The organism is Pantoea sp. nfd-35, from assembly GCF_056892255.1.
In genome coordinates this window covers 2,172,997-2,195,759 of the sequence record NZ_CP122403.1, presented here as the reverse complement: position 1 = coordinate 2,195,759, position 22,763 = coordinate 2,172,997, and the positions used below count along the sequence as shown (strand labels likewise).

The following is a 22,763-nucleotide window of genomic DNA, read 5'->3' as shown; positions in this document are numbered from 1 at the left end:
TCTGCGCCTGGTGGTTCCACCCGGCGCGTAATTCCTCCACAATAACCGCTAAAGTGTGACGCAGGTCACTATCATGGGGTGATCGCCCTGACTCCTTTTTGACGCACAGACTGATTTAACTTCTCATGCCATTAACAACTGTTTCCCGTAAAACGGCCTGGCTACGCGTGGTGCTGTTGGCCATCGCCGCTTTTGTGTTTAATACCACCGAATTTGTGCCGGTCGGTTTACTGTCCGATATTGCCGCAGGCTTTTCGATGAAAACGTCTGAAGTGGGCATTATGCTGACGATCTATGCCTGGGTGGTGGCCTTACTGTCACTGCCTTTGATGCTGCTGACGCGGAATATTGAACGCCGGTTCCTGTTAACGGTTCTGTTTATCGTCTTTATTGCCAGTCATGTGCTTTCTACGTTTGCGTGGAGTTTTACTTCCCTGATCGTATCCCGTGTGGGAATTGCGTTGTCCCATGCGGTGTTTTGGTCAATTACAGCATCGCTGGCAATTCGTGTTGCCCCCGCAGGTAAAAAAACCCAGGCACTCAGCATGCTGGCAACCGGCACCGCGCTGGCAATGGTTTTGGGCGTGCCGATTGGACGCGTGGTCGGTCAGGCGCTGGGCTGGCGCACAACGTTTGGCGTGATCGGGCTGTCCGCCCTGGTGCTGATGATTATGCTGGCGCGTATCCTGCCACGGTTGCCCAGCGAGCACACGGGTTCGCTTAGCAGCGTTCCCCTGCTGTTCCGCCGACCGGCGCTGGTCGGGATGTATCTGCTGGTGACGTTAATTGTGACCGCGCACTATACGGCCTACAGCTATATTGAGCCTTTTATGCAGCTCGTTGCTAATGCCAGCGAGGGGTTCACCACCTTACTGCTGCTGCTGTTCGGTTCGGCGGGCATTATTGGCAGCCTGTTATTCAGTTCGCTGGGGAAAAAATTCCCCTCTGCGTTGCTGATTGCCGCTATCGCGCTGGTGACGCTGTGCATGGGACTGTTAATCTTCGCCGCAGTCCGGCCCGGCGCGATCATTACCCTGTGCGTGGTCTGGGGAATGGCAATGATGATGATTGGCCTGGCGATGCAAATCCGCGTGCTGTCTTTAGCCTCGGACGCGACGGACGTCGCGATGTCATTGATGTCCGGTATTTATAATATCGGTATTGGTGCGGGCGCGCTATTAGGCAGCCAGGTCAGCGCTTACATGAGCCTGTCTGATGTGGGTAATGTGGGAGCGATCATCGGACTCGCGGCGCTGTTATGGTGTATTTATATTTTCAAACGTTATCCGCAACTGCGTTCGAACGGATGACAACAGCAGGCTTCGTGATGACGGAGCCTGCTCTGGTTTATTCCTCACAGACACAATGGCTGAAAACAGCCGTTCGGCTACCGGCACCGGGATCATGCCGCCGCGCGTTGGCGGTTATCTGCGTCATCGATCACGCCGCGTCACCAGCCTGCCCGACGTTAGCCAGCACGAGTCAGTGAATTAAGGTCACAGACAACCCTAAACATTAAATAACGGAATACGCACCGCACCCCGCGTTTTTAACGTCGTAACCTGAGACAGCGTATTGGCCGGTATAAAATTGGCACGTGTAAATTGGTTATTTAAGCCGCATCGTTAAGGTATAAAACGTCTGGGAATTCGCCTGCCGTTAATAAGCTAAAAAAGTTCGTTAAATATCATTACCCTATTCTCAACACTTCCATTACCTATGTTTACCCCGTATAACGGAGAAAATCGTTAACGTCAGGTGTCATAATGACGAGGAAGTGGTTAACTCTATATTTGTCACGCAGCGTCAGCCGGGTCATGCTGGATGATATTCGGGCGATCTTGCCCACTGATGGGGTGAAAATTTTTCTCAATGACTTAGACGATGCCTGCCATGCCACAGTAGAATGTGTGCAGGCAGAGAATACCTGCGCGCTTGTGGCCTCGGCGATTGTTGTGTGGCGTCAACTGGGTCATATCCACACAATGATTTACACCAAAGGCGAGATACGGCGTGCGGTAAATGAGGCGACCCAGTTTGAACTGTTTACGTTGCTGAAGAACCATCACGCCGTGTTACGGCTGGCTTAATCCCTGAATAGACTCACAGGATAAACATGAGAATTGGTCTGTTGTTCCCCATTGCTATCATCGTGGCCGGCATCGGTTTTCTCGCCTGGTTCATCGGCAGCGGCCTGGCCATGCCGGGATCATAATTCAGCGAAGCTGGCTGTCTTTACTGCCGCGACGGTTGTAAAGGCTGGTTTCTTTTTGCTGCTTATCGATTTTTTCCTGACAGGTGACACAGTAGCGCACGCCTTTCAGTGCCTGACGGCGCGCCGCCGGTATCGGTTCGCCGCACAGTTCACATTCCGTGGCGCTTTCGCCCTGACCGATCGACTGGCGCACGCGTTCGATCCCGTCGTTAACGGTACTGTCGATCTGTTCCTGAACCGCCCCTTCTGAAGCCCAACCGTTCGCCATGTTATTTCCCTTCTGAACACCAAACACACTCTTAACTGTACAACATATCTGACATTTTGCAGGCAAGGCGGCACACGTCCCTGTGAGCCGCCGCATCATGGATTACGGCTTGATATCGACCTGATAAAAAATATGCTTGCCGAAGGGATCCACTTCATAACCGCTGACCGTCGTGCGTATCGGTTCATAAATGGTGGAGTGGGCAATCATGACGGCGGGCATCTGGTCATGCATGATCTGCTGCGCCTGCAGGTACATGTGAGTCCGTTTGCGCTGATCCGGTTCGGCCCGGGCTTGGGTGATCAGGGTTTCAAACGGCTGATAGCACCACTTTGATGAGTTTGAACCGCCTTTCGCCGCGGTGCAGGTATAGAGCGGTCCGAAAAAGTTATCCGGATCGCCCGTCGCCGTTGTCCAGCCCATCAGAGCAGCCTGATGTTCACCGTTGCGCACGCGTTTGAGGTATTCGCCCCATTCATAACTCACGATGTTGGCCTTGATGCCGACTTTTGCCCAGTCGGCCTGAATCATCTCCGCCATCCGGCGCGCATTCGGATTATAGGGGCGCTGAACCGGCATCGCCCACAGCGCGATTTCCGTTCCCGGTTTCACACCCGCTTCGGCCAGCAGGGCTTTAGCCTTTTCCGGATCGTAATCGTAGTCTTTGAGATCCTTGTCTGCGCTCCAGACGCCAGGCGGAAGAATATTTTTGGCGACCGTGCCCGTGCCTTTAAAAATGGCCTCAATAATGGCGGGTTTGTTTATCGCCATGGCCAGCGCCTGACGGACTTTCACATTATCAGTGGGCGCTTTAATGGTGTTGAATGCGAGAAAACCGGTATTCAGCCCTGCTGCCTGTTTGAGCGTGATCGCCTTGTTCTGTCGCATTTTGTCCAGGTCGGCCGGATTAGGGAATGGCATCACCTGACACTCATTTTTTTCCAGTTTGGCGTAGCGCACGGCGGCATCCGGCGTGATGCTGAAAATCAGCCGATCCAGTTTGGCTTTCCCCTGCCAGTAGTCAGGAAACGCCTTATAGAGAATGCGTGAATCTTTTTGATACTGCACTAGCTGGAAAGGTCCGGTGCCTATCGGGTCCATATCCACCTTCTCTGGCGTGCCGGCCTTTAGCATCTTGTCCGCGTATTCCGCTGAATGGACAGAGGCAAAGTACCAGGCCAGGTCGGCCAAAAACGGCGACTCCGGATGGGCCAGGGTGAAGCGCACGGTGTGATCGTCGATGCGATCGATATGGGTGATAAGCGTCGCCAACTGCAGGCTGTCGAAGTTGGAATAATTGCCACCAGAGACCGCATGATAGGGATTTTTGCTGTCCATTTGCCGCATAAACGAGAAGATCACATCATCTGCGTTGAAATCGCGGCTGGGCGTAAACTGCTTATTGCTCTGAAATTTGACGTTGTGCCGAAGATAAAAGGTATAAACCTTGCCGTCCGGGCTGATATCCCAACGTTCTGCCAGGCTGGGAATCAGTTCGGTCGTGCCCGGTTTGAAGTCCACCAGGCGATTGAATACCGGTACAGCACTGGCATCCACGCTGGTTCCCGAGGTGTAAAGTTGCGGATTAAAATTTTCAGGGGAGCCTTCGGAGCAGTACACCAGCGTTTTTGCATGGACGCCGCCCGCCAGAGCCACACCTGCAGTAAGCAGTGCCAGGGTCGTAAACCTGTTTCTCATTATTGTCCTCGCTTTCTGTTGACTTCCGTTAGTCTGAATATCTAAATAAATGATTTAGCGCTTTGATAGATAGCATGAATCACCACCATAGCGAACCCCGCAGTACGTCAACTAATAAGGATTAGTGATGACCGACAAACTTCAGGCGCAACTCATTACGCGTTTTTTTCGTTACCTGGCGGTAAGCAGCCAAAGTGATGCAAAGTCCAGCACCTTACCCAGCACCCCCAGCCAGCACGCGATGGCGCAGCTGCTGGCGGACGAATTACGTGACCTTGGCCTTGAGCAGGTTGTGATTGATGAACATGCCACGGTAACGGCGCTGAAACGAGGAAACTGCCCCGATGCGCCGCGCGTGGGGTTTATCACCCATATCGACACGGTTGACGTGGGGCTGTCCCCTGACATTCACCCGCAGATCCTCACCTGGCAGGGTGAAGACCTTTGTCTGAACCCACAGCAGGACATCTGGTTACGTCGGGATGCGCACCCGGAGATCGCGCCCTATATCGGCCAGCAGATTATTTTCAGCGACGGCACCAGCGTGCTGGGCGCCGATAACAAGGCGGCCGTGAGCGTCGTCATGACGCTGATGGAGAATTTGCAGGGCAAACACGGCGACGTCGTGGTGGCGTTCGTGCCGGATGAGGAGATCGGGCTGCGCGGCGCGAAAGCGCTGGATCTTGAAACCCGTTTTAATGTGGATTTCGCCTGGACGATTGATTGCTGCGAGCTGGGCGAAGTCGTTTATGAGAACTTCAACGCGGCCGCAGCGGAAATCCGCTTTACCGGTGTGCCGGCGCATCCGATGTCGGGCAAGGGCGTGCTGGTCAATCCCTTACTGATGGCTCACGATTTTATCAGCCACTTCGACCGGCAGGCGACGCCGGAACATACCGAAGGTCGCGAAGGCTATATCTGGTTTAATGAGATGCAGGCCAACGCCAGCATTGCCACGCTTAACGCCTCGATTCGCGATTTTGATCTGGCAGGCTTTGCTGCACGCAAACAGCAGTTGCAGGCGGTCAGAGATATCATCGCCGCGCGCTATCCCACGGGCAAAGTTGAGCTAACCCTTCGCGATATTTACAGCAATATCAGCAATGCGATGGGTGAAGATCGTCGGGCGGTTGATCTGATTTTCGCCGCCCTGCAAGCGCTGGATATTGCGCCTAAGGTGATCCCCATGCGCGGCGGCACCGATGGCGCGGCTTTGTCGGCGAAAGGTCTGTTAACACCCAACTTCTTTACTGGCGCGCATAACTTCCATTCGCGCTTTGAGTTCCTGCCCGTGACCTCCTTTGTGAAGTCATACCAGGTGGCAGAGAAGCTGTGTTATCTGGCGGCGGAGTGATGGGATACAGGCAGTAAAAACCGCCTTCGCGATGAAGGCGGTGGTCAGATGCGGGTTTAGAAAGTTACCCAATCGCCGTTATCCGCCGACGCGGCTTTAGGCTGGAATGAGGTCGTTGGGCTGGCCGGCTGTGAGGGCGGCTTCCGCGTTGACGTCGGTGCCAGGGGCGCATCGCTGGACAGGCGGAACTGTGCGACAGAGGCCTGCAAGGCTTCCGTCTGCAGCGCCAGCGCACTGGCGGCGGCGGAGACTTCTTCCACCAGCGCGGCGTTTTGTTGGGTTACGCTGTCCATTTCCGTTACCGCCGTGCCAACCTGCGAAATGCCTTTGCTTTGTTCTTCTGAGGCGGCCGCGATTTGCTTCATGATCGCGTCAACATCCTGCACCGATTTCAGAATACCGCTCATGGTGCCGCCGGTCGTGCTGACCAGTTGCGCCCCCTTTTCCACGCGCTCAACGGAATCCGCAATCAGGCCAGCGATCTCTTTTGCCGCACCCGCACTACGCTGGGCCAGATTTCTGACCTCACTGGCCACAACGGCAAAGCCACGGCCCTGTTCCCCGGCGCGGGCGGCTTCTACTGCGGCGTTAAGCGCGAGGATATTGGTCTGGAACGCAATGCTGTTGATGACGTTAGTAATCTCTGCAATTTTCTTCGAACTGTCAGAGATTCCGTTCATCGTGGTGACCACTTCACCGACAAGACTACCGCCCTGTTTGGCCGTGATCGTTGCGGCTTCGGTCAGGGTACTGGCCTGACGCGCATTTTCCGCATTGAATTTCACGGTCGCCGTCAGTTGTTCCATACTGGCTGCGGTTTGCTCCAGCGCGGCAGCCTGCTCTTCCGTACGTGAAGACAGATCGTTATTACCAATCGAAATCTCAGCGGCTCCGCGTGAAATGTTTTCCGTGCCGCTGCGAATCGCACTGACGGCTTCGCGCAGGCTGTCCTGCATGGCGCTCAGTAAGGGCACCAGTTTGCCGACGCAGTTACGGCCCATATCTTCAACCGGCTTGCTGAGATCGCCTTTGGCGATGACTGAAAAATGTTCGCGAATTTTTTCCAGCGGCTTAACCAACATTTTTACCAGATAACGGTCGGTAAACAGCAGAATCAGCAAGCCAATCACCACGGTGACTGAAATCAGGGTTTTGGTCATCGCGGTCATACGATCGACTTCAACCCGCGTTTGACCCAGTTTGACACTTGCCACTTTATTGAAGTTTTCAGTACTGGCACCAAAGGCACGGCTCAGCGCAGGGGTGACGTCATTTGCCTGTTGGCGATAGCTGTCCAGCGAATCCTGGCGGGCGCGCTGAAGCTGAACCGTCACGCCCTGGTCGAGCAGTTTTTGCCATTTATCAATGACGTCATTGGCAACGGCTGCATCCATTGGGCCGGGAGAGAGCTGTTTGAACAGGGTCAGCTGCTGAGACATACTGTCCAGTGCCTGCTGTACGGGCGCGAAAGCCTCATCGTTTTGCGCTGTGCCTGCCGCTTTTTTCTCCATGACGCGCGACAGGCGCGTAATCATACGAAAGTACTGATCGTTGCCCTTACTCAACGCGGTCATCTGTTCCACGATATGGCGATCGACATCGTTGCCGTCACTCAACGAATTGAGCGAATGAATACTGAACAGCCCGATTCCGCTCCACAGCAGGCAAAACAGCCCGAGTATTGTCAGCATTACCGCGCGAATTGTGAAATTTTTAAGCATACCCATACTGAAATCCCTTAAACGTTAACCCGTGACACCGGGCGTATGGGATATATCGGCAGAAAGGCCGAAAATGTAACAGCGCTGTTAAACTTTTTTATGCTGGTGCACTGCCTCCGCGACAGATCACCGTTTCAGCAAAAATCAGCCTGGAGGGCGCGCAGGATGGCACCCGGCACGAGGGCTGAGGGAGCACTACAAGCGAACCATACGCGACATCATCAGGCGAAACAGCGCCAGCCGCCGACGCATAAAGCGCGGCATGAGTCTGAGCCCCGCTTTCCCCTCGCACCCGAGTGACATTGTCACGTCATTATTCGCCTGCCAGGCAGGCCAGGGCAAGATCCCGTCCAGTTGTGTCGTGCTGGTGTTCACGTCGCGGGCAAAGAGAAACCAGTAGTCACTGACCTGCTGCGCAAACGCGTGATCGGCGGCCGTAAAGCGGCGATCGTCGCTGACAGCGGGCAGGTTATGCAGCGTATTCATGACGTAGGGGATTTCGTTACCGTGCCAGGTGCCGTGCGGAAAAAGGTCCCGCGAATGTTCAGATACGTAATCAAACCAGTAGCGCCAGCCCGGCATAGCGACTTTTTGCTGCGCCCGCATCACCAGCCAGGGAAGCAGGCTAAACGTCATATCCCGTGCCACGGCACGTCCGAGCAACGCATCCGTCTCAAGCGGATAAATCCATTTCAACAGCTGATAGCTGAACCGGTTTTGACGACGAAGCCGGTCTACCACCGTGGCGGCATCGACACCGAAATACGCCAGTACGCTGGCTTCGTCGCTGTTGCTTCCGGCCATCAGCGGCAGACGATGCTGACGTCCGGCCATAAACGTATCCAGTACCGGCGCGGGAAGGACCGCATCGCCCGCGATGGCAACAGGACCGAGCCCGTAGCTGCTGTCCAGTGACCAAAAGGCCTCAGCAGGCAGCGCGCGCAGCTGTTCCATGCTGGCATCAGCGGGCAAACCTAAACGTCTGGCCACCTGCACGCCTTTCTCAAGCGCCGTGGTCCGCGTCACGTCTGGCAGACTATAGGCACTCTGCACAATTCCCTTGTGGAACAAACCGGCTGACAGGGGCGAACAGCACAGCGATAACAGGCTACGTGCGCCAGATGACTCGCCAAACAGCGTAACGTTACGGGCATCGCCGCCGAAGGCGTGAATATGGCGCTGAACCCAGCGTAAAGCCGCGATCTGATCCAGCAGGGCAAAATTGTGAAGCGTCCCGGTCGCCGACTGCTCTTTTTCCATGGCCGGATGGGCAAAAAAGCCCAGATGGCCCAGCCGATAGTTAATCGTGACGATAACCGCGCCGCGTGAGGCCAGCGGTTTACCGTTGTAGGGAGCCAGCCCGCCGGAACCGAGGGTAAATCCGCCCCCGTGCAGCCATACCATCACCGGCAGAGGCTTATCGGGCTGCAGTTCAGGCGTCCAGACATTGAGATAAAGACAGTCCTCGCTGAAATCGCCGGGATCGCCGCCGCCAATCGCAAGGCAGTATTCGCGGTTCTGCCAGCTCGCGGCAGAAAAATGCAGTGCGCTTCGCACGCCCTGCCAGGGGATGACGGGCTGGGGCGCGCGCCAGCGCTGGTCCCCCACCGGCGGCGCAGCGTAAGGAATACCTTTAAACACAAAGATCCCGTCATCGATGCCGCCCTGCAGCTCACCGTCCGCGATAGCGATCTTCAGGCCGTGCTCATTTTTCATGCATTATTCCTTGTCTGCGTAGGCGGTCATTATTTCAGGCCATCTGTCTTTGTCCAGAAACACAGCGGGTAAAAATACCGAAAATGTGCTGCGCACGTCCGCCGGGATTGACCGCTCCCGGCGAACCTGTTTTTAGTACTGCATGTCGTTTAACGCGTGAGAGGAATAGAAAATGTTCAGTGGCATCAATCAGCTTTTTGTTCGAATGACCGATCATCCTGACCTGGGCAAGCTGTTATTGCGTCTGACACTGGGTGGACTGCTGCTGTTTCACGGTGAGTTCAAGCTGGTGCACGGGGTGGGCTGGATTTCCCAACTGCTGCACCAGCACGGCCTGCCAGGATTTCTTGCCTGGGGTGCCTGGATCGGGGAAATTATCGCCCCGCTGATGCTGATTGTGGGGCTGATGACGCGGCCTGCGGCGTTCATTGTGGCGGTGAATATAGTGGTGGCAACGCTGCTGGTCAAAACCGGGGCACTATGGCATCGCACCGGCGTGGGCGCCTGGTCGCTGGAGACCGAAGCGCTGTTTCTGCTGGGCGCGCTGGTGATCATGCTGCTGGGCGCGGGAAGATTCACGCTGATACGTGATTCACGGCTGCAATAGTCGCGCAATCCGGAGCAATCGCGCCCCGGTGGGTTAGCATACCAGGCCGCAACGTTGTAATGAGGCTTCCTGACGCTGGGCATACAGCGCCATTTCGTCCAGTACTGCGCAGCCCAGTGCGGCTTCAAAGCTGCTGCGGCTTGCCTGGCCTGACGAGCGCGCCTGGGTGTGATCCCCGAGGTTAGACTGAAAAATTCCCGCCGCGCTGACCGGTAGAAAATCCTCATAAATAATGGGATCGGCCAGAATGCGGCCCTGTTCGATCAGGGCGTCCAGCGGTTCACCGGGCTGAGGCGGTTCAGCCAGGCCTTTATCACTCAGGCGATAATGAAACCAGGCCAGAGCCTCCCGGCGCAGATCGGTTTCGTTATCCGGAAACGCCTGAAATACAGCAGACAACCGTTGCTGATGCTGTTGATTGTCTGCGCCGCTTCCGGCCTCAGTCAGCAGCCGATCGTAAAGCGCGCGCCCCTCTGGGGTTAAGGCTGCGCCGCGCTGTTCTATCTCACCAAATCTTGCCGTATGGGTGCCCTGATAGCCATCTTTGAAAACGACAGGTTCCTCCAGCGCTTTAAAACTGGTCTGGCGTAATAAAATCGGCACCTTGCGCCGAGGCGGGCCTTCAATAACGTTTTTGGGATCGATACCACGTTCGGGCATTAAGGCCTGAACGCGATCAATGTCCAGGGTTCTCGGTGTCAGGTGGTTGATATGACAGGCAGGAAAACACACGACGTCCGCAATCAGCCGGTGTTGTTGATTAAGGGCCTGATAGGTGTGGCTTTCAACGAGGCTATGCGAGTGCCAGCGAAAGGTTTCTAATGCCTCGGTAATAAAGCGCTGCGCTTGGGTCTCAGTCAGACCGCCCTGCTGTTGATGCTGTTGAATTAATGCGCGACAGCCTGCGGTGAAAATGTCCCGCGAGGCCAGGATTGCGGCAGCTTCATCGCGCAGCGCCGGGTCTTCAATCAATTCAAGCCGCAGTAATGAGGTAAAAATACGGAACGGATTACGACGCAACGCGTCGTCGTCAACAGGGCGAAACGCGGTTGAGTGTACCGGTACGCCCGCCTGAGAAAGGTCATAATAGCCGACCGGGAACATGCCCATAACGGCGAACATCTGACGCAGCATGGCCAGCTCTTCGGCGCTGCCAACGCGGATTGCACCGTGGCGTTCCAGGCTTAAACGGCTCAGCTCATCGGCTTGCGCCAGGCGCTGCTGCAGGGCGCTGTCCGCCGCCAGCGAGGCCTGATTAACGTCTTTGACCAACTGCATCAACGTGCCGTACAGCGGCACTTCCTGCTGATACATGTCCGACATTGCCTTTGAAAAGCCCGTACGGATGGCATCCGCACTGATAACGTTATCCATAATCACCACCTGAAAGCATGAGCGTTGCAGCTACTGTAATCCAACGCGTTGCCGTCAGCGGAAAAAATCATGAATTTGTGATCGGCTTAAAACCATAACGGTTTTTAATCACCAGCATCGCTGTCGTGAGGACGGCCGGAATCGCCAGAAGCAAAAAGATCAGGTTAAAAGACCAGCCGAGCGACAGCATTTCTGCTCCCACAAACGCGCTGAGGATGGCACCGATTCGGCCCACGCCATGCATCCAACTGGAGCCGGTCGCGCGGGCATGGGTAGGATAATAGCTGGCTGATAAGGCATTCATTCCGGTATTAGCACCGTTAAAGCAAAAGCCGCTACAGAAGGCTATGCTGCTCATGACGGTGACCTGCGCCGGTGAGAAACCCAACGCCACAATGGCAATCCCGCCACAAAAATAGATGACGGCCAACGCCAGGTTGGCATTAAATCTGTCCATCAGCCAGCCGGCAAATAACGAGCCCAGGGTGCCGCCCGCCTGATACATGGCGGTGATAATGGCGGCCTGGGTCACGGTCATCCCCTGTTTACTCACCAGCGAAGGCAGCCAGCTGCCTATCAGATAAACCAGAAAGAGCCCCATAAAATAGCCGCCCCACAGCATCAGGCTGCCGGTACGGTAGCGCGGAGAGATAACCGTGGCGATTGCGTTTTTGTCTGGCTGAGTGGCGTCCGCTTCGGAGGATTGAAACTGGCTGTGCGGGTTCGTACTGCCCGGAATCATACGCTCCAGAATGGTTCGGATGCGTTCTGCCGGCGCACCACGGCTAATCAAGAAACGCACTGATTCTGGCAGTTGCCGTATCAGCACCGGGAGCACCAGCAGCGGTAAAATACCGCCCAGCAACAGAACAGAATGCCATTCGTAACGCGGTAACAGCCAGGATGCCGCAAAGCCTCCGCTGGCTGCGCCAAAGGTAAAGCCGCAGAAAACCACGGTGATGATGAATGAGCGACGGCGCTCGGGGGCATATTCTGCGACCAGGGTGCTGACGTTCGGCATGGCTGCGCCCAATCCGAGCCCGGTCAAAAAGCGGAACAGGATCATCTGCTCAATGCTGTGCGAAAACGCGGTGACCAGCGTCCATAAGCCAAAAAACAGCACGCTGAATATAATCATTAAGCGACGACCAAAGCGGTCGGCCAGTGGACCGGCGATCATGGCGCCCAGCGCCAGGCCAATAAGCGCCGCACTGATGACGACGCCTAACTGATGGTTCGTGACGTTCCAGGACGCTTTCAGCGAGGGCGCGATAAACCCCATGATGGCGATATCCATCCCATCAAGCGCCACGACGATAAAACAGAGTACAATCAATCGAATTTGGCCACCGCTCAGGGCACCCTGATTGATTAACCGGCGAACGTCTACCGACTCAACGCTGCTCACGGACGTACTCTCCTTAACGAAATAACTATCAGTTTTGGTAAAAAAAACGGCGCTTATGATAGCCGATCGTTAACGATAAAACGCGTGAATTTTACACGAGAATAATAATCATTCAAAAAATGGTTAGTTAAGTTAATGATTTTTCAGTCACGACTGGCGGCTGCGTTATCCGACGATAGCGCCTCAAGCATTATTTATCAGTAACTTAAATGAAAACCCGATAAAAAGTACACATTGTTAATAAAAATTTGCAGCAAAGTTAACAAAATCCAGCTTAAATAGTTGCCAGTTACCTGGCAATGTCATTAAGTTTGGGAAATGGAAAAAAATATCCTTTTCAATCAGCGCATTCGCTTGCGTCATTTACATGCCTTTGTTGCCGTTGCGCAGCAGGGAACGCTGGGGCGTGCAGCCGAGACGTTAAGTCTTAGCCAGCCTGCACTCTCTAAAACCCTTAACGAACTCGAGGAACTGACGGGCGTCAGGCTGTTCGAACGCGGCCGACTGGGTGCACAGCTCACCACCATGGGAGAGCAGTTTCTGACGCATGCGGTAAAGGTGCTGGATGCACTGAACCATGCCGGTCAGAGTTTTAACGAACAGATCAACGAGCGTCCTGCCGTGATTCGGCTTGGCGCGCTTACGACTGCCGCGATGGGCATGTTGCCACAGATTCTCGATCGCTTTCATCAACTGCGTCCTAACACCACCATTCAGGTTGCCACGTTGCACAACAATGTCTTGCTGGCCGGACTGCGCGCGGGCGAATTTGATATCGGCATTGGTCGTATGGCTGATAAAGAGATGATGACCGGCTTAACCTATGAACTGCTGTTCCTCGAATCATTAAAACTGGTTGTCAGGCCGGAACATCCCCTGTTAAGTGACAACGTCACCTTATCCCGCGCCATGCAGTGGCCGGTAGTGATTTCCCCCGAAGGAACGGCTCCGCGCCGCCTGGCCCAGCAGATGCTTGACGAGCAGGGCTGCTGTTTACCGCCACATTGCGTTGAAACCTCTTCCACCTCGCTGGCCCGCCAACTGGCGCTACGCTATGACTACATCTGGTTTGTGCCTTCAGGCGCCATTAAAGAAGATCTCAGTCACAACGCCGTCTTCTCGCTGCCCATTACCTCTCCAGGCCCTGGCGAGCCGGTCGGTATTATCACCCGGACCGGCGATACCTTAAGCCTGAGCGCTGAGGTTCTGATGAGTACTATTCGTAAATTTCACAGTTAGCGACTGCGTTTTGCATGTCGCTCCCAGTTGTCCTGACGCGCTTTCTCGGTCTTGCGTAATCCGACGTAAAGCGCGCCCGCCCCGCCGTGCTGCTTTTGCGCCACACAGAAGGTCTGCACCTCATCCAGCTCCCGTAGCCAACGATCCAGATAACTTCGTACGATGTTGGCGTGGGATTCACTGTCGCGCCCTTTACCGTGAATGATAAGCAGGTTGCGAAACCCGGCTTGCCGCACCTCACGAATGAAATTAAACAGGTTCTGGCGACAGACCTCTACAGGCTGACGCAGTAAGTTAAGGCTGGCGTCCAGCGTATACTGTCCCTTGCGTAGCTTATCTAACACGCCCTGCTGAATGCCCTCTGCTTTGTATTCCAGAGGCTGATCCAGCGGGATAATATCCAGATAACCGCGCGTTAAGATGTTTTCATCTTCCTGTTCTGGCGGCAGTTGACGTGCTTTTTTACTGGCGGAGAGAGGATTCCACCGCGTGTTGTCCGCATCTCTGAGTGGCGTAACGTCATTCATCGCGTCACGGAACAGATTGTCATCGTCAAGGTTCATCGCTCGCCCCTGTAAAATGATATGACGCAAAATAGTGCTTAACCCGAATAGTAGCAAAATCGGGAAAGTCTGCGCTAACCCCGTTTTTAACCCTTATTCCCGGTCTTAAGATAAAGAAAGATCCTGTCTGAAATCATAAAACCGTAAACATATATTGACGGCCGTTACACTTTGACATCAAGAAAGCCAGTAATAACAGCCTTCAGCGAAGTGTAACAGACCACACTTTTTGTATGCCTAAAAACTGCTCGGATGAGTTCCTTTGCGAGCGAAAAATGGTAAAATTGACCGCAGTCAATTATCGTCGAGCAAACCACTATGTTCCCTGAAAAACGTATACAGTCAGGCGGTTGTGCGATTCACTGCCAGGATTGCAGCATTAGCCAGTTATGCATCCCTTTCACACTGAACGAACATGAGCTTGATCAGCTAGATAACATTATTGAGCGAAAGAAACCCATTCAGAAAGGTCATACGCTGTTTAAAGCCGGTGACGACCTCCGCTCCCTTTATGCTATCCGTTCCGGCACGATCAAAAGCTATACCATCACTGAACAGGGCGATGAACAAATTACCGGGTTCCATCTGGCGGGTGATCTGGTCGGTTTTGACGCCATCATGAATGCCAGCCATCCAAGCTTTGCCCAGGCGCTGGAAACGGCGATGGTCTGTGAAATCCCCTTTGATACGCTGGATGATTTATCGGGCAAAATGCCGGCCCTGCGTCAGCAGATGATGCGTCTGATGAGCGGCGAAATCAAAGGCGATCAGGACATGATCCTGTTGCTGTCCAAGAAGAACGCTGAAGAGCGGCTGGCGGCCTTTATCTGGAACTTATCCCGCCGTTACGGTCAGCGGGGGTTCTCACAGCGTGAGTTCCGTTTGACCATGACGCGTGGCGACATCGGCAACTATCTGGGATTAACCGTTGAAACCATTAGCCGTTTGCTGGGGCGTTTTCAGAAATCAGGCATGCTGGCGGTGAAAGGGAAATACATCACTATTGAGAACCACGCCATGCTGGAAGGTCTGGCGGGCCAGAGCCATCAGGCAGCCTGATGGTTAAGCCGGGTTAATAAATGTTATTTTATTGATCCGGCTACATCTTTTTCACTTTCTTACTGCGTTGAACATAGGCTATCTTTAATCCAGTCGCTTTGGTTTAAGGAGAGTAGCCTATGTCCCAGTATCAAAATATTCTGGTCGCCATCGATCCTCAACAGGATGACCAGCCCGCGCTGCGACGTGCGGTATATCTCAACCAGCTTATCGGCGGCAAAATCAAAGCTTTTCTGCCTATCTACGACTTCTCATATGAGATGACCACCCTGCTCTCACCGGATGAGCGCACCTCAATGCGTCAGGGCGTGATCTCTCAGCGCTCAGAGTGGATACGCGAACAGGCCCAGGCCTATCTGGATGCAGGCGTGGATATCGATATCAAAGTGATCTGGCATAACCGTCCTTACGAAGCCATCATTCAGGAAGTGCTGGCTCATCAGCATGATTTGGTGCTTAAGATGGCGCACCAGCACGATCGGCTGGAAGCGGTGATCTTTACCCCGACGGACTGGCATCTGTTGCGTAAATGTCCTTGTCCGGTGTGGATGGTCAAAGATCAGCCCTGGCCCGAAGGTGGCAAAGCCCTGGTGGCGGTTAACCTCGCCAGCGAAGAACCTCACCACGATGCACTGAATCAGAAACTCATTCGTGAAACCGTTAAACTGGCAGAAAGCGTAAACCATACCGAAGTTCATCTGGTGGGCGCCTATCCCATCACGCCGATCAATATTGCCATTGAGCTGCCCGACTTTGATCCCAGTGTGTACAACGACGCGATTCGTGGCCAGCACCTGGTGGCGATGAAAGCGCTACGGCAGAAGTTCTCTATCAGTGAAGAGTTCACCCATGTCGAGAAAGGTTTACCGGAAGAAGTCATACCCGAACTTTCAGGGCATCTGGGCGCGGGGATTGTGGTATTAGGGACTATTGGCCGAACCGGACTGTCGGCCGCTTTCCTGGGCAACACGGCGGAACAGGTGATCGATCACCTGCGCTGCGATCTACTGGCGATAAAACCGGATGACTTTGTTTCGCCGATTACGCTTGAAGAGGATGACGAGCACGACTAATCAGGCGAGGTTCGCAACAAGGGCGACACAATGTGTCGCCCTTGTTTATTACAGCGCTTTAAGAATATTTTCCACGCTGGCTTTGGCATCACCAAACAGCATTTGGGTGTTTTCTTTGAAGAACAGCGGGTTTTGCACACCGGCATAGCCGGTATTCATTGACCGCTTAAACACAATCACGTTTTGCGCCTTCCACACTTCCAGCACCGGCATACCGGCAATTGGGCTGCCGGGATCGTCCTGAGCGGCGGGATTGACCGTATCGTTGGCACCGATCACCAGCACCGTATCCGTGTCGCTGAAGTCATCGTTAATTTCGTCCATCTCCAGTACCACGTCATAAGGCACTTTTGCCTCAGCCAGCAGGACGTTCATATGGCCGGGTAAACGCCCAGCGACCGGATGAATACCGAAGCGTACCTTTATGCCACGGGCGCGCAGTTTTTCGGTGATCTCGGCCACCGGATACTGTGCCTGTGCCACCGCCATTCCGTAGCCGGGAGTGATAATGACGCTCGTGGATGACTTCAGCATTTCTGCGGTGTCTTCCGCACTGATCTCGCGGTATTCGCCAGCCTCTTCGCTGTCCGTTACCGCGCTGCTGTCGCTGCCAAAGCCGCCGGCAATGACGCTGATAAACGAACGGTTCATCGCCTTACACATAATGTAGGAGAGGATGGCACCCGATGACCCCACCAGCGCGCCGGTTACGATAAGCAGATCGTTGCTGAGCATGAAGCCTGCCGCCGCCGCCGCCCAGCCTGAATAGGAGTTCAGCATAGAAACGACGACAGGCATGTCTGCCCCGCCGATGGAGGCAACCAGATGCCAGCCGAAAGCCAGTGCAATGACCATCATGACAAACAGGGCAAATCCCTGCGCGCCGCTACTGTCTGTGTTGACGAACCACAGCAACAGCAGGAATGACACGATCAGCGCCAGCAGATTCAGCTTGTGCCGGTGAGGCAACATCAGCGGTCTGGACGACAGTTTTCCGCACAGCTTACCAAACGCAACCAGCGATCCTGTAAAGGTGACCGCACCAATAAAGATACCGATAAACACTTCGCTGAGATGGATATTTTCCATGACTGCGGGCAGTCCGGGGGCATGATCGATATAGCTGTTGATCCCCACCAATACTGCAGCCAGCCCGACAAAGCTGTGCAGAATGGCAACCAGCTCGGGCATTTCTGTCATTTCAACCCGTCTGGCTAACCGGATGCCGATGGCCCCGCCGATCACCATCGCCAGCAAAATCCAGACGACATTGCTGCTATCGGGACCAAAAATGGAGGCGATGAGCGCAATTGCCATGCCGCTGATGCCAAAGAGATTCCCTTGTCTTGAGCTTTCATGTTTAGAAAGCCCGGCAAGGCTCATAATAAAAAGTATTGCGGCAACAATGTATGCTGCTGTCACTAATCCGCCAGACATGTGTTACCCCTTACGAAACATTTTCAGCATGCGCTGCGTGACGGTGAAGCCACCGAAAATATTGATGCTGGCGATCAATACGGCAATAAAAGACAGGAAGCTGACCCAACCGCCATGTCCCATTTGCAGCACAGCGCCTACCACGATAATGCCGGAAATGGCATTGGTGACAGACATCAGCGGTGTATGCAACGCATGGCTCACGTTCCACACCACGTAGTAACCCACTACGCAGGCGAGCGCGAAGACGGTGAAATGTGACAGGAATTCACGGGGTGCGACGTTCGCCAGGCAGGCAAAAAGCACGATGGCCAGCGCCAGCAGCAGATAGCTGCGTCGTGGCGATCCCGTCGCAACCTCACTCTTTTTCTGCACCGGTGCAGACGTGGTTGTGGCTTTAGGTGCAGCCGAGACCTGAATCGGTGGCGCAGGCCAGGTCACCTCGCCATCGCGCACGACGGTAACGCCACGGATGACAACATCGGCGAAATCGATAGCAATTTCACCGTTTTTCTCTTTGCACAGCAACTTCATCAGATTAACGAGGTTAGTGCCGTAAAGTTGTGAAGACTGGGTGGGTAAACGGCTCGGTAAATCGGTGTAGCCAATGATTTTCACGCCGTTGGCGGTGACGGTAACCTGATCGGCAACCGTCAGCGCACAGTTGCCGCCGGTTTGCGCCGCGAGGTCCACAATAACGCTGCCCGGCTTCATGCTGGCCACCATCTCTTCGGTGATGAGCGTTGGCGCGGGTTTTCCCGGAATCAGCGCCGTGGTGACGATGATATCGACCTCTTGTGCCTGCTGAGCAAACAGCGCCATTTCAGCTTGAATAAAGGCATCGGACATCACTTTGGCGTACCCATCGCCGCTGCCCGCGTCCTCTGCAAAATCGAGTTCAAGGAATTCCGCACCCATACTCTGGACCTGCTCTTTGACCTCAGGACGCGTATCAAAAGCGCGCACAATGGCGCCAAGGCTGCCGGCTGCACCAATCGCCGCCAGGCCAGCCACACCGGCACCAATGACCATGACTTTTGCCGGTGGCACTTTACCCGCCGCGGTGATCTGCCCGGTAAAGAAGCGGCCAAACTCATGTGCGGCCTCGACGATCGCACGATAACCGGCAATGTTCGCCATGGAACTGAGCGCGTCGAGCGACTGGGCGCGGGAAATACGGGGAACGGCGTCCATGGCCATCACCGTGACATGTCGCGCGGCGAGCTTTGCAAGCAGTTCGGGATGCTGAGCGGGCCAGATAAAGCTCACCAGCGTGCTGCCCTCGCGGGTCAGACCTGTCTCGTCATCATCGGGTGCGTTCACCTTCAGCACGATATCGGCCTGCCAGACCTGCTGGCGGTCAGTCAGCGAGGCCCCCGCGGCAAGATAGCTGTCATCATCAAAGCTGGCGCGCTTACCTGCATCATGCTCTACAGCCACGCTGAAACCCAGCTTGATTAGCTGTTCAACGGTCTTGGGCGTCGCTGCCACACGTGACTCGTTAGCCAATCGCTCTTTGGGTATTCCAATTAACATAGTTTTCCCTTTCATCGATTAAAGGAGGATGATCCTTGCGGTACACATTGCCGTGCCGATACCGACCATCAGGCAATGTGATAAAAAGCAATAACCTAATCGTTTCTAAAGCTACTGAAATTGTTACGGACGATCTACTGCACAGGCGCAGTTATGTCACATTCGCCGTAATATCCAGCCGGAGTGACACAATTCCGCATAACCTCACTGTATAGGGACATTAGCAGCAAACAATCTGCTGACTGTTGCGCGCTTCACCCTGATATTCCTTTTAAAAAAAGCTAAAATTAACAATGCATTAACTATTTTCGTACTGTTATCACAGCGCATTTCATCTTATTGTCTTAAGCGTAAGGCAAAATCGCGCGGCGCGCGGTCAGGATTGAATAATCTGGCTCACAACAAGAGATATATCGCAAAAAATGGCTGCGACAGCGTGTTTATAACATGTAATAATCAGCGGCTAATCTGTTATACATCAAGAGTCCAGCACGTTTTCGTACTCATTTTGCGTAAGGCGAAGGATCATTTTTATGAAGCTGAAGAACACTATTCTGGCATCTACCCTGTTATCTCTGCTGGCGGCAAATGCATTTGCGGCTAAAGAGCTGACGCCAGAACAAGCGGCCGCGTTGAAGCCATTCGAACGTATTAATATCACCGGTCGTTTCAATGCAATTGGCGATGCGGCCGATGCCGTTTCAAAACGTGCTGATGAACTGAATGCAGATTCTTATTACATTCAAGGCATTAACGACAGCAACGGTAACAGCGGCAACTGGCGCGTGACCGCAGACCTGTACAAGGCCAACGCGCCTAAAGCCAGTCAGGAAACTGAATACCGGATGTTCAATGGCCTGAAAGAGCTGCCCAAGGCAGAGGCTTATCGCCTGGAACCCTTCGATACCGTGACCGTCAACGGCTTCTTCCCGAGCCAGCCTGATGTAAATGACGCGATCTCCAAAGCCGCAAAAGAAAAAGGCGCAGCCTCCTTCTTTATCGTGCGTCAGGTTGATGCCAATACCGGCGGCAACCAGTTCATTACCGCGTACATCTATAAGGCCGATGCGAAACAGCGCGTGGTGCAGAGTCCGGACACCATCCCGGCCGACTCTCAGGCAGGCAAAGCAGCGCTGGCGGCAGGCGGTGCAGCCGCTAAGAAAGTGGAAATCCCTGGCGTCGCCTCTTCAGAAACCCCTAGCAATACGGTAGGCCGCTTCTTTGAAACGCAGAGCTCAACCGGTAAACGCTATACGGTGACCTTGCCGGACGGCAAAGAGATCCAGGAAGTTAATGCGGTCACGGCAGCACAGATGCAGCCGTTTGATACCGTAACCTTTAGCGGACATTTTGGTACGCCAACCGAGGTTTCACAGGAAACCGCGAAACGCGCTGCCGAGAAAGGGGCTAAATTCTACCATGTGACGCGTCAGTGGCAGAACCAGAGCGGTGGCAACCTGACCGTGACAGCCGATCTGTTCAAATAAAATACCGCAGGGCGGCGCCCGCCGCCCTGTTGTCTGTTTGCATAATTCCTGCTCGATTTTGCATAGCCACGCATTGCCATCCTTCACCGCACTCCGTAAAATCCTCCGCCGGTTTTTCAGAGTATTTAACGCGCTATACGTAACACAATGACGATATAACGTTGTGTTTATGCTGGTCATCCAGCCACTTATGCTAGCAGGAAGAACGTTTTGGAGAAAAAATTAGGCCTCAGTGCCCTGACAGCGCTGGTTCTCAGCTCTATGCTGGGCGCAGGTGTTTTCAGCTTGCCGCAAAATATGGCGGCGGTCGCCGGTCCGGCGGCGCTGTTGATCGGCTGGCTGATCACGGGCGCGGGGATTATCTTCCTCTCGCTGGCGATGCTGTTACTGACGCGGCTGAAACCTGAACTGGACGGCGGGATTTTTACCTATGCCCGCGCCGGATTTGGCGAACTGACCGGATTTTGTTCCGCGTGGGGTTACTGGCTGTGTGCGGTTATCGCTAACGTCTCCTACCTGGTTATCGTTTTTTCTGCGCTGAGCTTCTTTACGGATACGCCTGATCGGATCATTTTTGGCAACGGTAACACCTGGCAGGCGATGCTGGGCGCATCGGTGCTGCTGTGGCTGGTTCACTGGCTGGTGCTGCGCGGGGTGCAAACCGCTGCCAGCATCAACCTGCTGGCAACCCTTGGCAAACTGGTTCCACTGTTGCTGTTTGTTGTGCTGGCCGTTCTGGCCTTCAATTATGACCGGTTTCACTTCGATTTTTCCGGACTCAGTTTGGGCGTCCCCTTGTGGGAACAGGTCAAGCAGACCATGCTGATCACGCTGTGGGTGTTTATCGGCGTGGAAGGCGCGGTGGTTGTATCCTCTCGTGCAAAGCATAAAAAGGATGTCGGACGCGCGACGCTGTTGGCGGTGCTGGCTGCCCTGCTGGTCTATTTGCTGGTGACGCTGCTGTCACTGGGCATCGTTCCCCGTGCGGAGCTGGCGGAAATGCGGAATCCTTCCATGGCGGGCCTGATGACGCGCCTGACGGGGAGCTGGGGTAACGCCATTATTGTGGTGGGCCTGATTATTTCCGTGTGCGGGGCTTACCTGAGCTGGACGATCATGGCGGCTGAAGTGCCCTTTATTGCCGCACAGCAGGGTGCGTTTCCACGCAGTATTGCCCGGCAGAACGCCCGCAACGCGCCTGCCGCCTCGTTATGGCTGACAAACGGCAGTATTCAGGTTTGCCTGATCCTCATTGCCCTGACCGGCGCAGATTACAACACGCTGCTCACCATTGCCTCTGAAATGATTCTGGTGCCCTACCTGCTGGTCGGACTTTATCTGATTAAAGTGGTGAAAGGACAGCAAAAACCCTGGGCGCTTGCCGTCGGTGTGGGCGCCAGCCTGTATGGCATCTGGCTGTTGTATGCGTCAGGCCCGCTGCATCTGTTTACGTCAGTGGTGCTCTATGCGCCGGGTATTTTACTGTTTATTTTTGCGCGCCGTCGCGGGCATGAGGTGGCATTGAAACCGGTCGAACGGGTTGCCATGATGCTGATCGTGGCGGCAACCCTTCCTGCGATGTGGGAACTGCTTGCCTAGTGCGCCTGATCCAGTACGACACACAGCAGGTCATCCTGCTGTGTCAGTGCTACAGGCTTAGGGTATTCTTCATGAATAGCCTCAAGCTGCTTGTCTGACAGCGGGTACGGAAGCTGAATATCGAAGCGGGAAATGTGTTGCTGCTCGGCAAGCGTGATCAAACGGGCTATGTTGATTTCATCGCTGACCTGCGTTGAAATGATTTGTAATGCTAATTCTTTAAGCTGATCTTCACTCGCCTGTAAGCTGTGCGCAGATTTGCGTGTCACCATGCCAAATATAGGCAGTACGCCGTAGATTGCATCCACAAAGCTCCATCGTTTTTTACAGGATGCCGACAGGAAATCACTGTAATTAAAGCAGATGCGATCGCGGTATACCGCTGATGCCAGCTCTTTATCAAACACTT

The 22,763-nt window shown here is 54.3% G+C and carries 21 protein-coding genes; 11 read left to right on the top strand and 10 right to left on the bottom strand.

Annotated elements, in window-relative coordinates; genetic code table 11:
• The first annotated feature begins 125 nt into the window (after window positions 1–125).
• The 4 genes from P9J57_RS10260 (at window position 126) to P9J57_RS10245 (ending at window position 2,215) form a co-directional block, all read left to right on the top strand.
• Window positions 126–1,310, top strand: a complete 1,185-nt coding sequence (locus P9J57_RS10260) for a sugar transporter (protein ID WP_019105173.1) — start codon at window positions 126–128, stop codon at window positions 1,308–1,310.
• 55 nt (window positions 1,311–1,365) lie between these two features.
• The gene (locus P9J57_RS10255; protein ID WP_483279496.1) at window positions 1,366–1,494 is read left to right on the top strand and encodes a hypothetical protein; all 129 of its coding nucleotides are present in this window, start codon (window positions 1,366–1,368) and stop codon (window positions 1,492–1,494) included.
• A 272-nt stretch (window positions 1,495–1,766) separates the two neighbouring features.
• A complete protein-coding gene (locus P9J57_RS10250) occupies window positions 1,767–2,090 on the top strand; it encodes a hypothetical protein (RefSeq protein WP_013025858.1) in 324 nt (107 codons plus the stop codon).
• A 26-nt stretch (window positions 2,091–2,116) separates the two neighbouring features.
• Window positions 2,117–2,215, top strand: coding sequence for a YoaK family small membrane protein (locus P9J57_RS10245; protein ID WP_015700245.1), 99 nt, complete (start codon window positions 2,117–2,119; stop codon window positions 2,213–2,215).
• Window position 2,216: 1 nt separating this feature from the next.
• Here the strand turns inward: P9J57_RS10245 and P9J57_RS10240 are convergent, their stop codons facing one another.
• Both P9J57_RS10240 and P9J57_RS10235 read right to left on the bottom strand, forming a co-directional pair.
• Window positions 2,217–2,483, bottom strand: a complete 267-nt coding sequence (locus tag P9J57_RS10240) for a DksA/TraR family C4-type zinc finger protein (protein WP_014605780.1) — start codon at window positions 2,481–2,483, stop codon at window positions 2,217–2,219.
• A 102-nt stretch (window positions 2,484–2,585) separates the two neighbouring features.
• Window positions 2,586–4,181: an ABC transporter substrate-binding protein gene (locus tag P9J57_RS10235; protein WP_105078881.1), complete on the bottom strand. Its 1,596-nt coding sequence runs from the start codon at window positions 4,179–4,181 to the stop codon at window positions 2,586–2,588.
• Window positions 4,182–4,308: 127 nt separating this feature from the next.
• On the opposite strand from P9J57_RS10235, the gene pepT reads away from it, so the two are divergent.
• Window positions 4,309–5,535 carry a peptidase T gene (gene pepT, locus P9J57_RS10230; protein WP_014605778.1) on the top strand — a complete coding sequence of 409 codons (1,227 nt, stop codon included), beginning with the start codon at window positions 4,309–4,311 and terminating at the stop codon, window positions 5,533–5,535.
• 56 nt (window positions 5,536–5,591) lie between these two features.
• On the opposite strand, the gene P9J57_RS10225 is transcribed toward pepT, so the two are convergent.
• Window positions 5,592–7,262: a methyl-accepting chemotaxis protein gene (locus P9J57_RS10225; RefSeq protein WP_013025862.1), complete on the bottom strand. Its 1,671-nt coding sequence runs from the start codon at window positions 7,260–7,262 to the stop codon at window positions 5,592–5,594.
• A 189-nt stretch (window positions 7,263–7,451) separates the two neighbouring features.
• Window positions 7,452–8,972: a carboxylesterase/lipase family protein gene (locus P9J57_RS10220; RefSeq protein WP_072138794.1), complete on the bottom strand. Its 1,521-nt coding sequence runs from the start codon at window positions 8,970–8,972 to the stop codon at window positions 7,452–7,454.
• Between the two features lie 172 nt (window positions 8,973–9,144).
• On the opposite strand from P9J57_RS10220, the gene P9J57_RS10215 reads away from it, so the two are divergent.
• On the top strand, window positions 9,145–9,579 hold the full coding sequence (locus tag P9J57_RS10215) for a DoxX family protein (RefSeq protein ID WP_072138795.1): 435 nt from the start codon (window positions 9,145–9,147) through the stop codon (window positions 9,577–9,579).
• A 33-nt stretch (window positions 9,580–9,612) separates the two neighbouring features.
• Here the strand turns inward: P9J57_RS10215 and hglS are convergent, their stop codons facing one another.
• Both hglS and P9J57_RS10205 read right to left on the bottom strand, forming a co-directional pair.
• Window positions 9,613–10,953, bottom strand: a complete 1,341-nt coding sequence (gene hglS / locus P9J57_RS10210; protein ID WP_029570052.1) for a 2-oxoadipate dioxygenase/decarboxylase HglS — start codon at window positions 10,951–10,953, stop codon at window positions 9,613–9,615.
• A gap of 67 nt (window positions 10,954–11,020) precedes the next feature.
• Entirely contained in the window at window positions 11,021–12,361 is a 1,341-nt protein-coding gene (locus P9J57_RS10205; RefSeq protein WP_013025866.1) for an MFS transporter, read from the bottom strand.
• Window positions 12,362–12,679: 318 nt separating this feature from the next.
• Between P9J57_RS10205 and P9J57_RS10200 the strand changes: the two genes are divergently transcribed.
• Window positions 12,680–13,600 carry a LysR substrate-binding domain-containing protein gene (locus P9J57_RS10200; RefSeq protein ID WP_013025867.1) on the top strand — a complete coding sequence of 307 codons (921 nt, stop codon included), beginning with the start codon at window positions 12,680–12,682 and terminating at the stop codon, window positions 13,598–13,600.
• Here P9J57_RS10200 and smrA read toward each other — a convergent pair.
• Window positions 13,597–14,163, bottom strand: a complete 567-nt coding sequence (gene smrA, locus P9J57_RS10195; protein WP_014593778.1) for a DNA endonuclease SmrA — start codon at window positions 14,161–14,163, stop codon at window positions 13,597–13,599. The two genes, P9J57_RS10200 and smrA, sit on opposite strands and share 4 nt — an antisense overlap.
• A 318-nt stretch (window positions 14,164–14,481) precedes the next feature.
• Between smrA and P9J57_RS10190 the strand changes: the two genes are divergently transcribed.
• Window positions 14,482–15,222: an FNR family transcription factor gene (locus tag P9J57_RS10190; RefSeq protein WP_013025869.1), complete on the top strand. Its 741-nt coding sequence runs from the start codon at window positions 14,482–14,484 to the stop codon at window positions 15,220–15,222.
• 119 nt (window positions 15,223–15,341) lie between these two features.
• A complete protein-coding gene (gene uspE / locus P9J57_RS10185; RefSeq protein ID WP_013025870.1) occupies window positions 15,342–16,295 on the top strand; it encodes a universal stress protein UspE in 954 nt (317 codons plus the stop codon).
• 48 nt (window positions 16,296–16,343) lie between these two features.
• Here uspE and pntB read toward each other — a convergent pair whose 3' ends face one another.
• Together pntB and pntA are read right to left on the bottom strand one after the other, a co-directional pair.
• The gene (pntB, locus tag P9J57_RS10180) at window positions 16,344–17,732 is read right to left on the bottom strand and encodes a Re/Si-specific NAD(P)(+) transhydrogenase subunit beta (protein WP_019105164.1); all 1,389 of its coding nucleotides are present in this window, start codon (window positions 17,730–17,732) and stop codon (window positions 16,344–16,346) included.
• Between the two features lie 3 nt (window positions 17,733–17,735).
• The gene (gene pntA, locus P9J57_RS10175; protein WP_028715180.1) at window positions 17,736–19,268 is read right to left on the bottom strand and encodes a Re/Si-specific NAD(P)(+) transhydrogenase subunit alpha; all 1,533 of its coding nucleotides are present in this window, start codon (window positions 19,266–19,268) and stop codon (window positions 17,736–17,738) included.
• 533 nt (window positions 19,269–19,801) lie between these two features.
• On the opposite strand from pntA, the gene ydgH reads away from it, so the two are divergent.
• Together ydgH and P9J57_RS10165 are read left to right on the top strand one after the other, a co-directional pair.
• A complete protein-coding gene (ydgH, locus tag P9J57_RS10170) occupies window positions 19,802–20,755 on the top strand; it encodes a DUF1471 family protein YdgH (RefSeq protein WP_013025873.1) in 954 nt (317 codons plus the stop codon).
• A gap of 210 nt (window positions 20,756–20,965) precedes the next feature.
• On the top strand, window positions 20,966–22,354 hold the full coding sequence (locus P9J57_RS10165; protein WP_015700238.1) for a basic amino acid/polyamine antiporter: 1,389 nt from the start codon (window positions 20,966–20,968) through the stop codon (window positions 22,352–22,354).
• Here P9J57_RS10165 and P9J57_RS10160 read toward each other — a convergent pair.
• The gene (locus tag P9J57_RS10160) at window positions 22,351–22,761 is read right to left on the bottom strand and encodes a hypothetical protein (protein WP_013025875.1); all 411 of its coding nucleotides are present in this window, start codon (window positions 22,759–22,761) and stop codon (window positions 22,351–22,353) included. The genes P9J57_RS10165 and P9J57_RS10160 overlap by 4 nt on opposite strands.
• Window positions 22,762–22,763: the final 2 nt, after the last annotated feature.

Coding starts and splice junctions, on each gene's coding strand:
- pepT (WP_014605778.1), top strand. CDS start 4,309: ATGACCGACAAACTTCAGGCGCAACTCATTACGCGTTTTTTTCGTTAC.
- uspE (WP_013025870.1), top strand. CDS start 15,342: ATGTCCCAGTATCAAAATATTCTGGTCGCCATCGATCCTCAACAGGAT.
- hglS (WP_029570052.1), bottom strand. CDS start 10,953: ATGGATAACGTTATCAGTGCGGATGCCATCCGTACGGGCTTTTCAAAG.
- P9J57_RS10225 (WP_013025862.1), bottom strand. CDS start 7,262: ATGGGTATGCTTAAAAATTTCACAATTCGCGCGGTAATGCTGACAATA.
- P9J57_RS10240 (WP_014605780.1), bottom strand. CDS start 2,483: ATGGCGAACGGTTGGGCTTCAGAAGGGGCGGTTCAGGAACAGATCGAC.
- P9J57_RS10190 (WP_013025869.1), top strand. CDS start 14,482: ATGTTCCCTGAAAAACGTATACAGTCAGGCGGTTGTGCGATTCACTGC.
- P9J57_RS10245 (WP_015700245.1), top strand. CDS start 2,117: ATGAGAATTGGTCTGTTGTTCCCCATTGCTATCATCGTGGCCGGCATC.
- smrA (WP_014593778.1), bottom strand. CDS start 14,163: ATGAACCTTGACGATGACAATCTGTTCCGTGACGCGATGAATGACGTT.
- P9J57_RS10250 (WP_013025858.1), top strand. CDS start 1,767: ATGACGAGGAAGTGGTTAACTCTATATTTGTCACGCAGCGTCAGCCGG.
- P9J57_RS10220 (WP_072138794.1), bottom strand. CDS start 8,972: ATGAAAAATGAGCACGGCCTGAAGATCGCTATCGCGGACGGTGAGCTG.
- ydgH (WP_013025873.1), top strand. CDS start 19,802: ATGAAGCTGAAGAACACTATTCTGGCATCTACCCTGTTATCTCTGCTG.
- P9J57_RS10235 (WP_105078881.1), bottom strand. CDS start 4,181: ATGAGAAACAGGTTTACGACCCTGGCACTGCTTACTGCAGGTGTGGCT.
- pntA (WP_028715180.1), bottom strand. CDS start 19,268: ATGTTAATTGGAATACCCAAAGAGCGATTGGCTAACGAGTCACGTGTG.
- P9J57_RS10255 (WP_483279496.1), top strand. CDS start 1,366: ATGGCTGAAAACAGCCGTTCGGCTACCGGCACCGGGATCATGCCGCCG.
- pntB (WP_019105164.1), bottom strand. CDS start 17,732: ATGTCTGGCGGATTAGTGACAGCAGCATACATTGTTGCCGCAATACTT.
- P9J57_RS10200 (WP_013025867.1), top strand. CDS start 12,680: ATGGAAAAAAATATCCTTTTCAATCAGCGCATTCGCTTGCGTCATTTA.
- P9J57_RS10260 (WP_019105173.1), top strand. CDS start 126: ATGCCATTAACAACTGTTTCCCGTAAAACGGCCTGGCTACGCGTGGTG.
- P9J57_RS10215 (WP_072138795.1), top strand. CDS start 9,145: ATGTTCAGTGGCATCAATCAGCTTTTTGTTCGAATGACCGATCATCCT.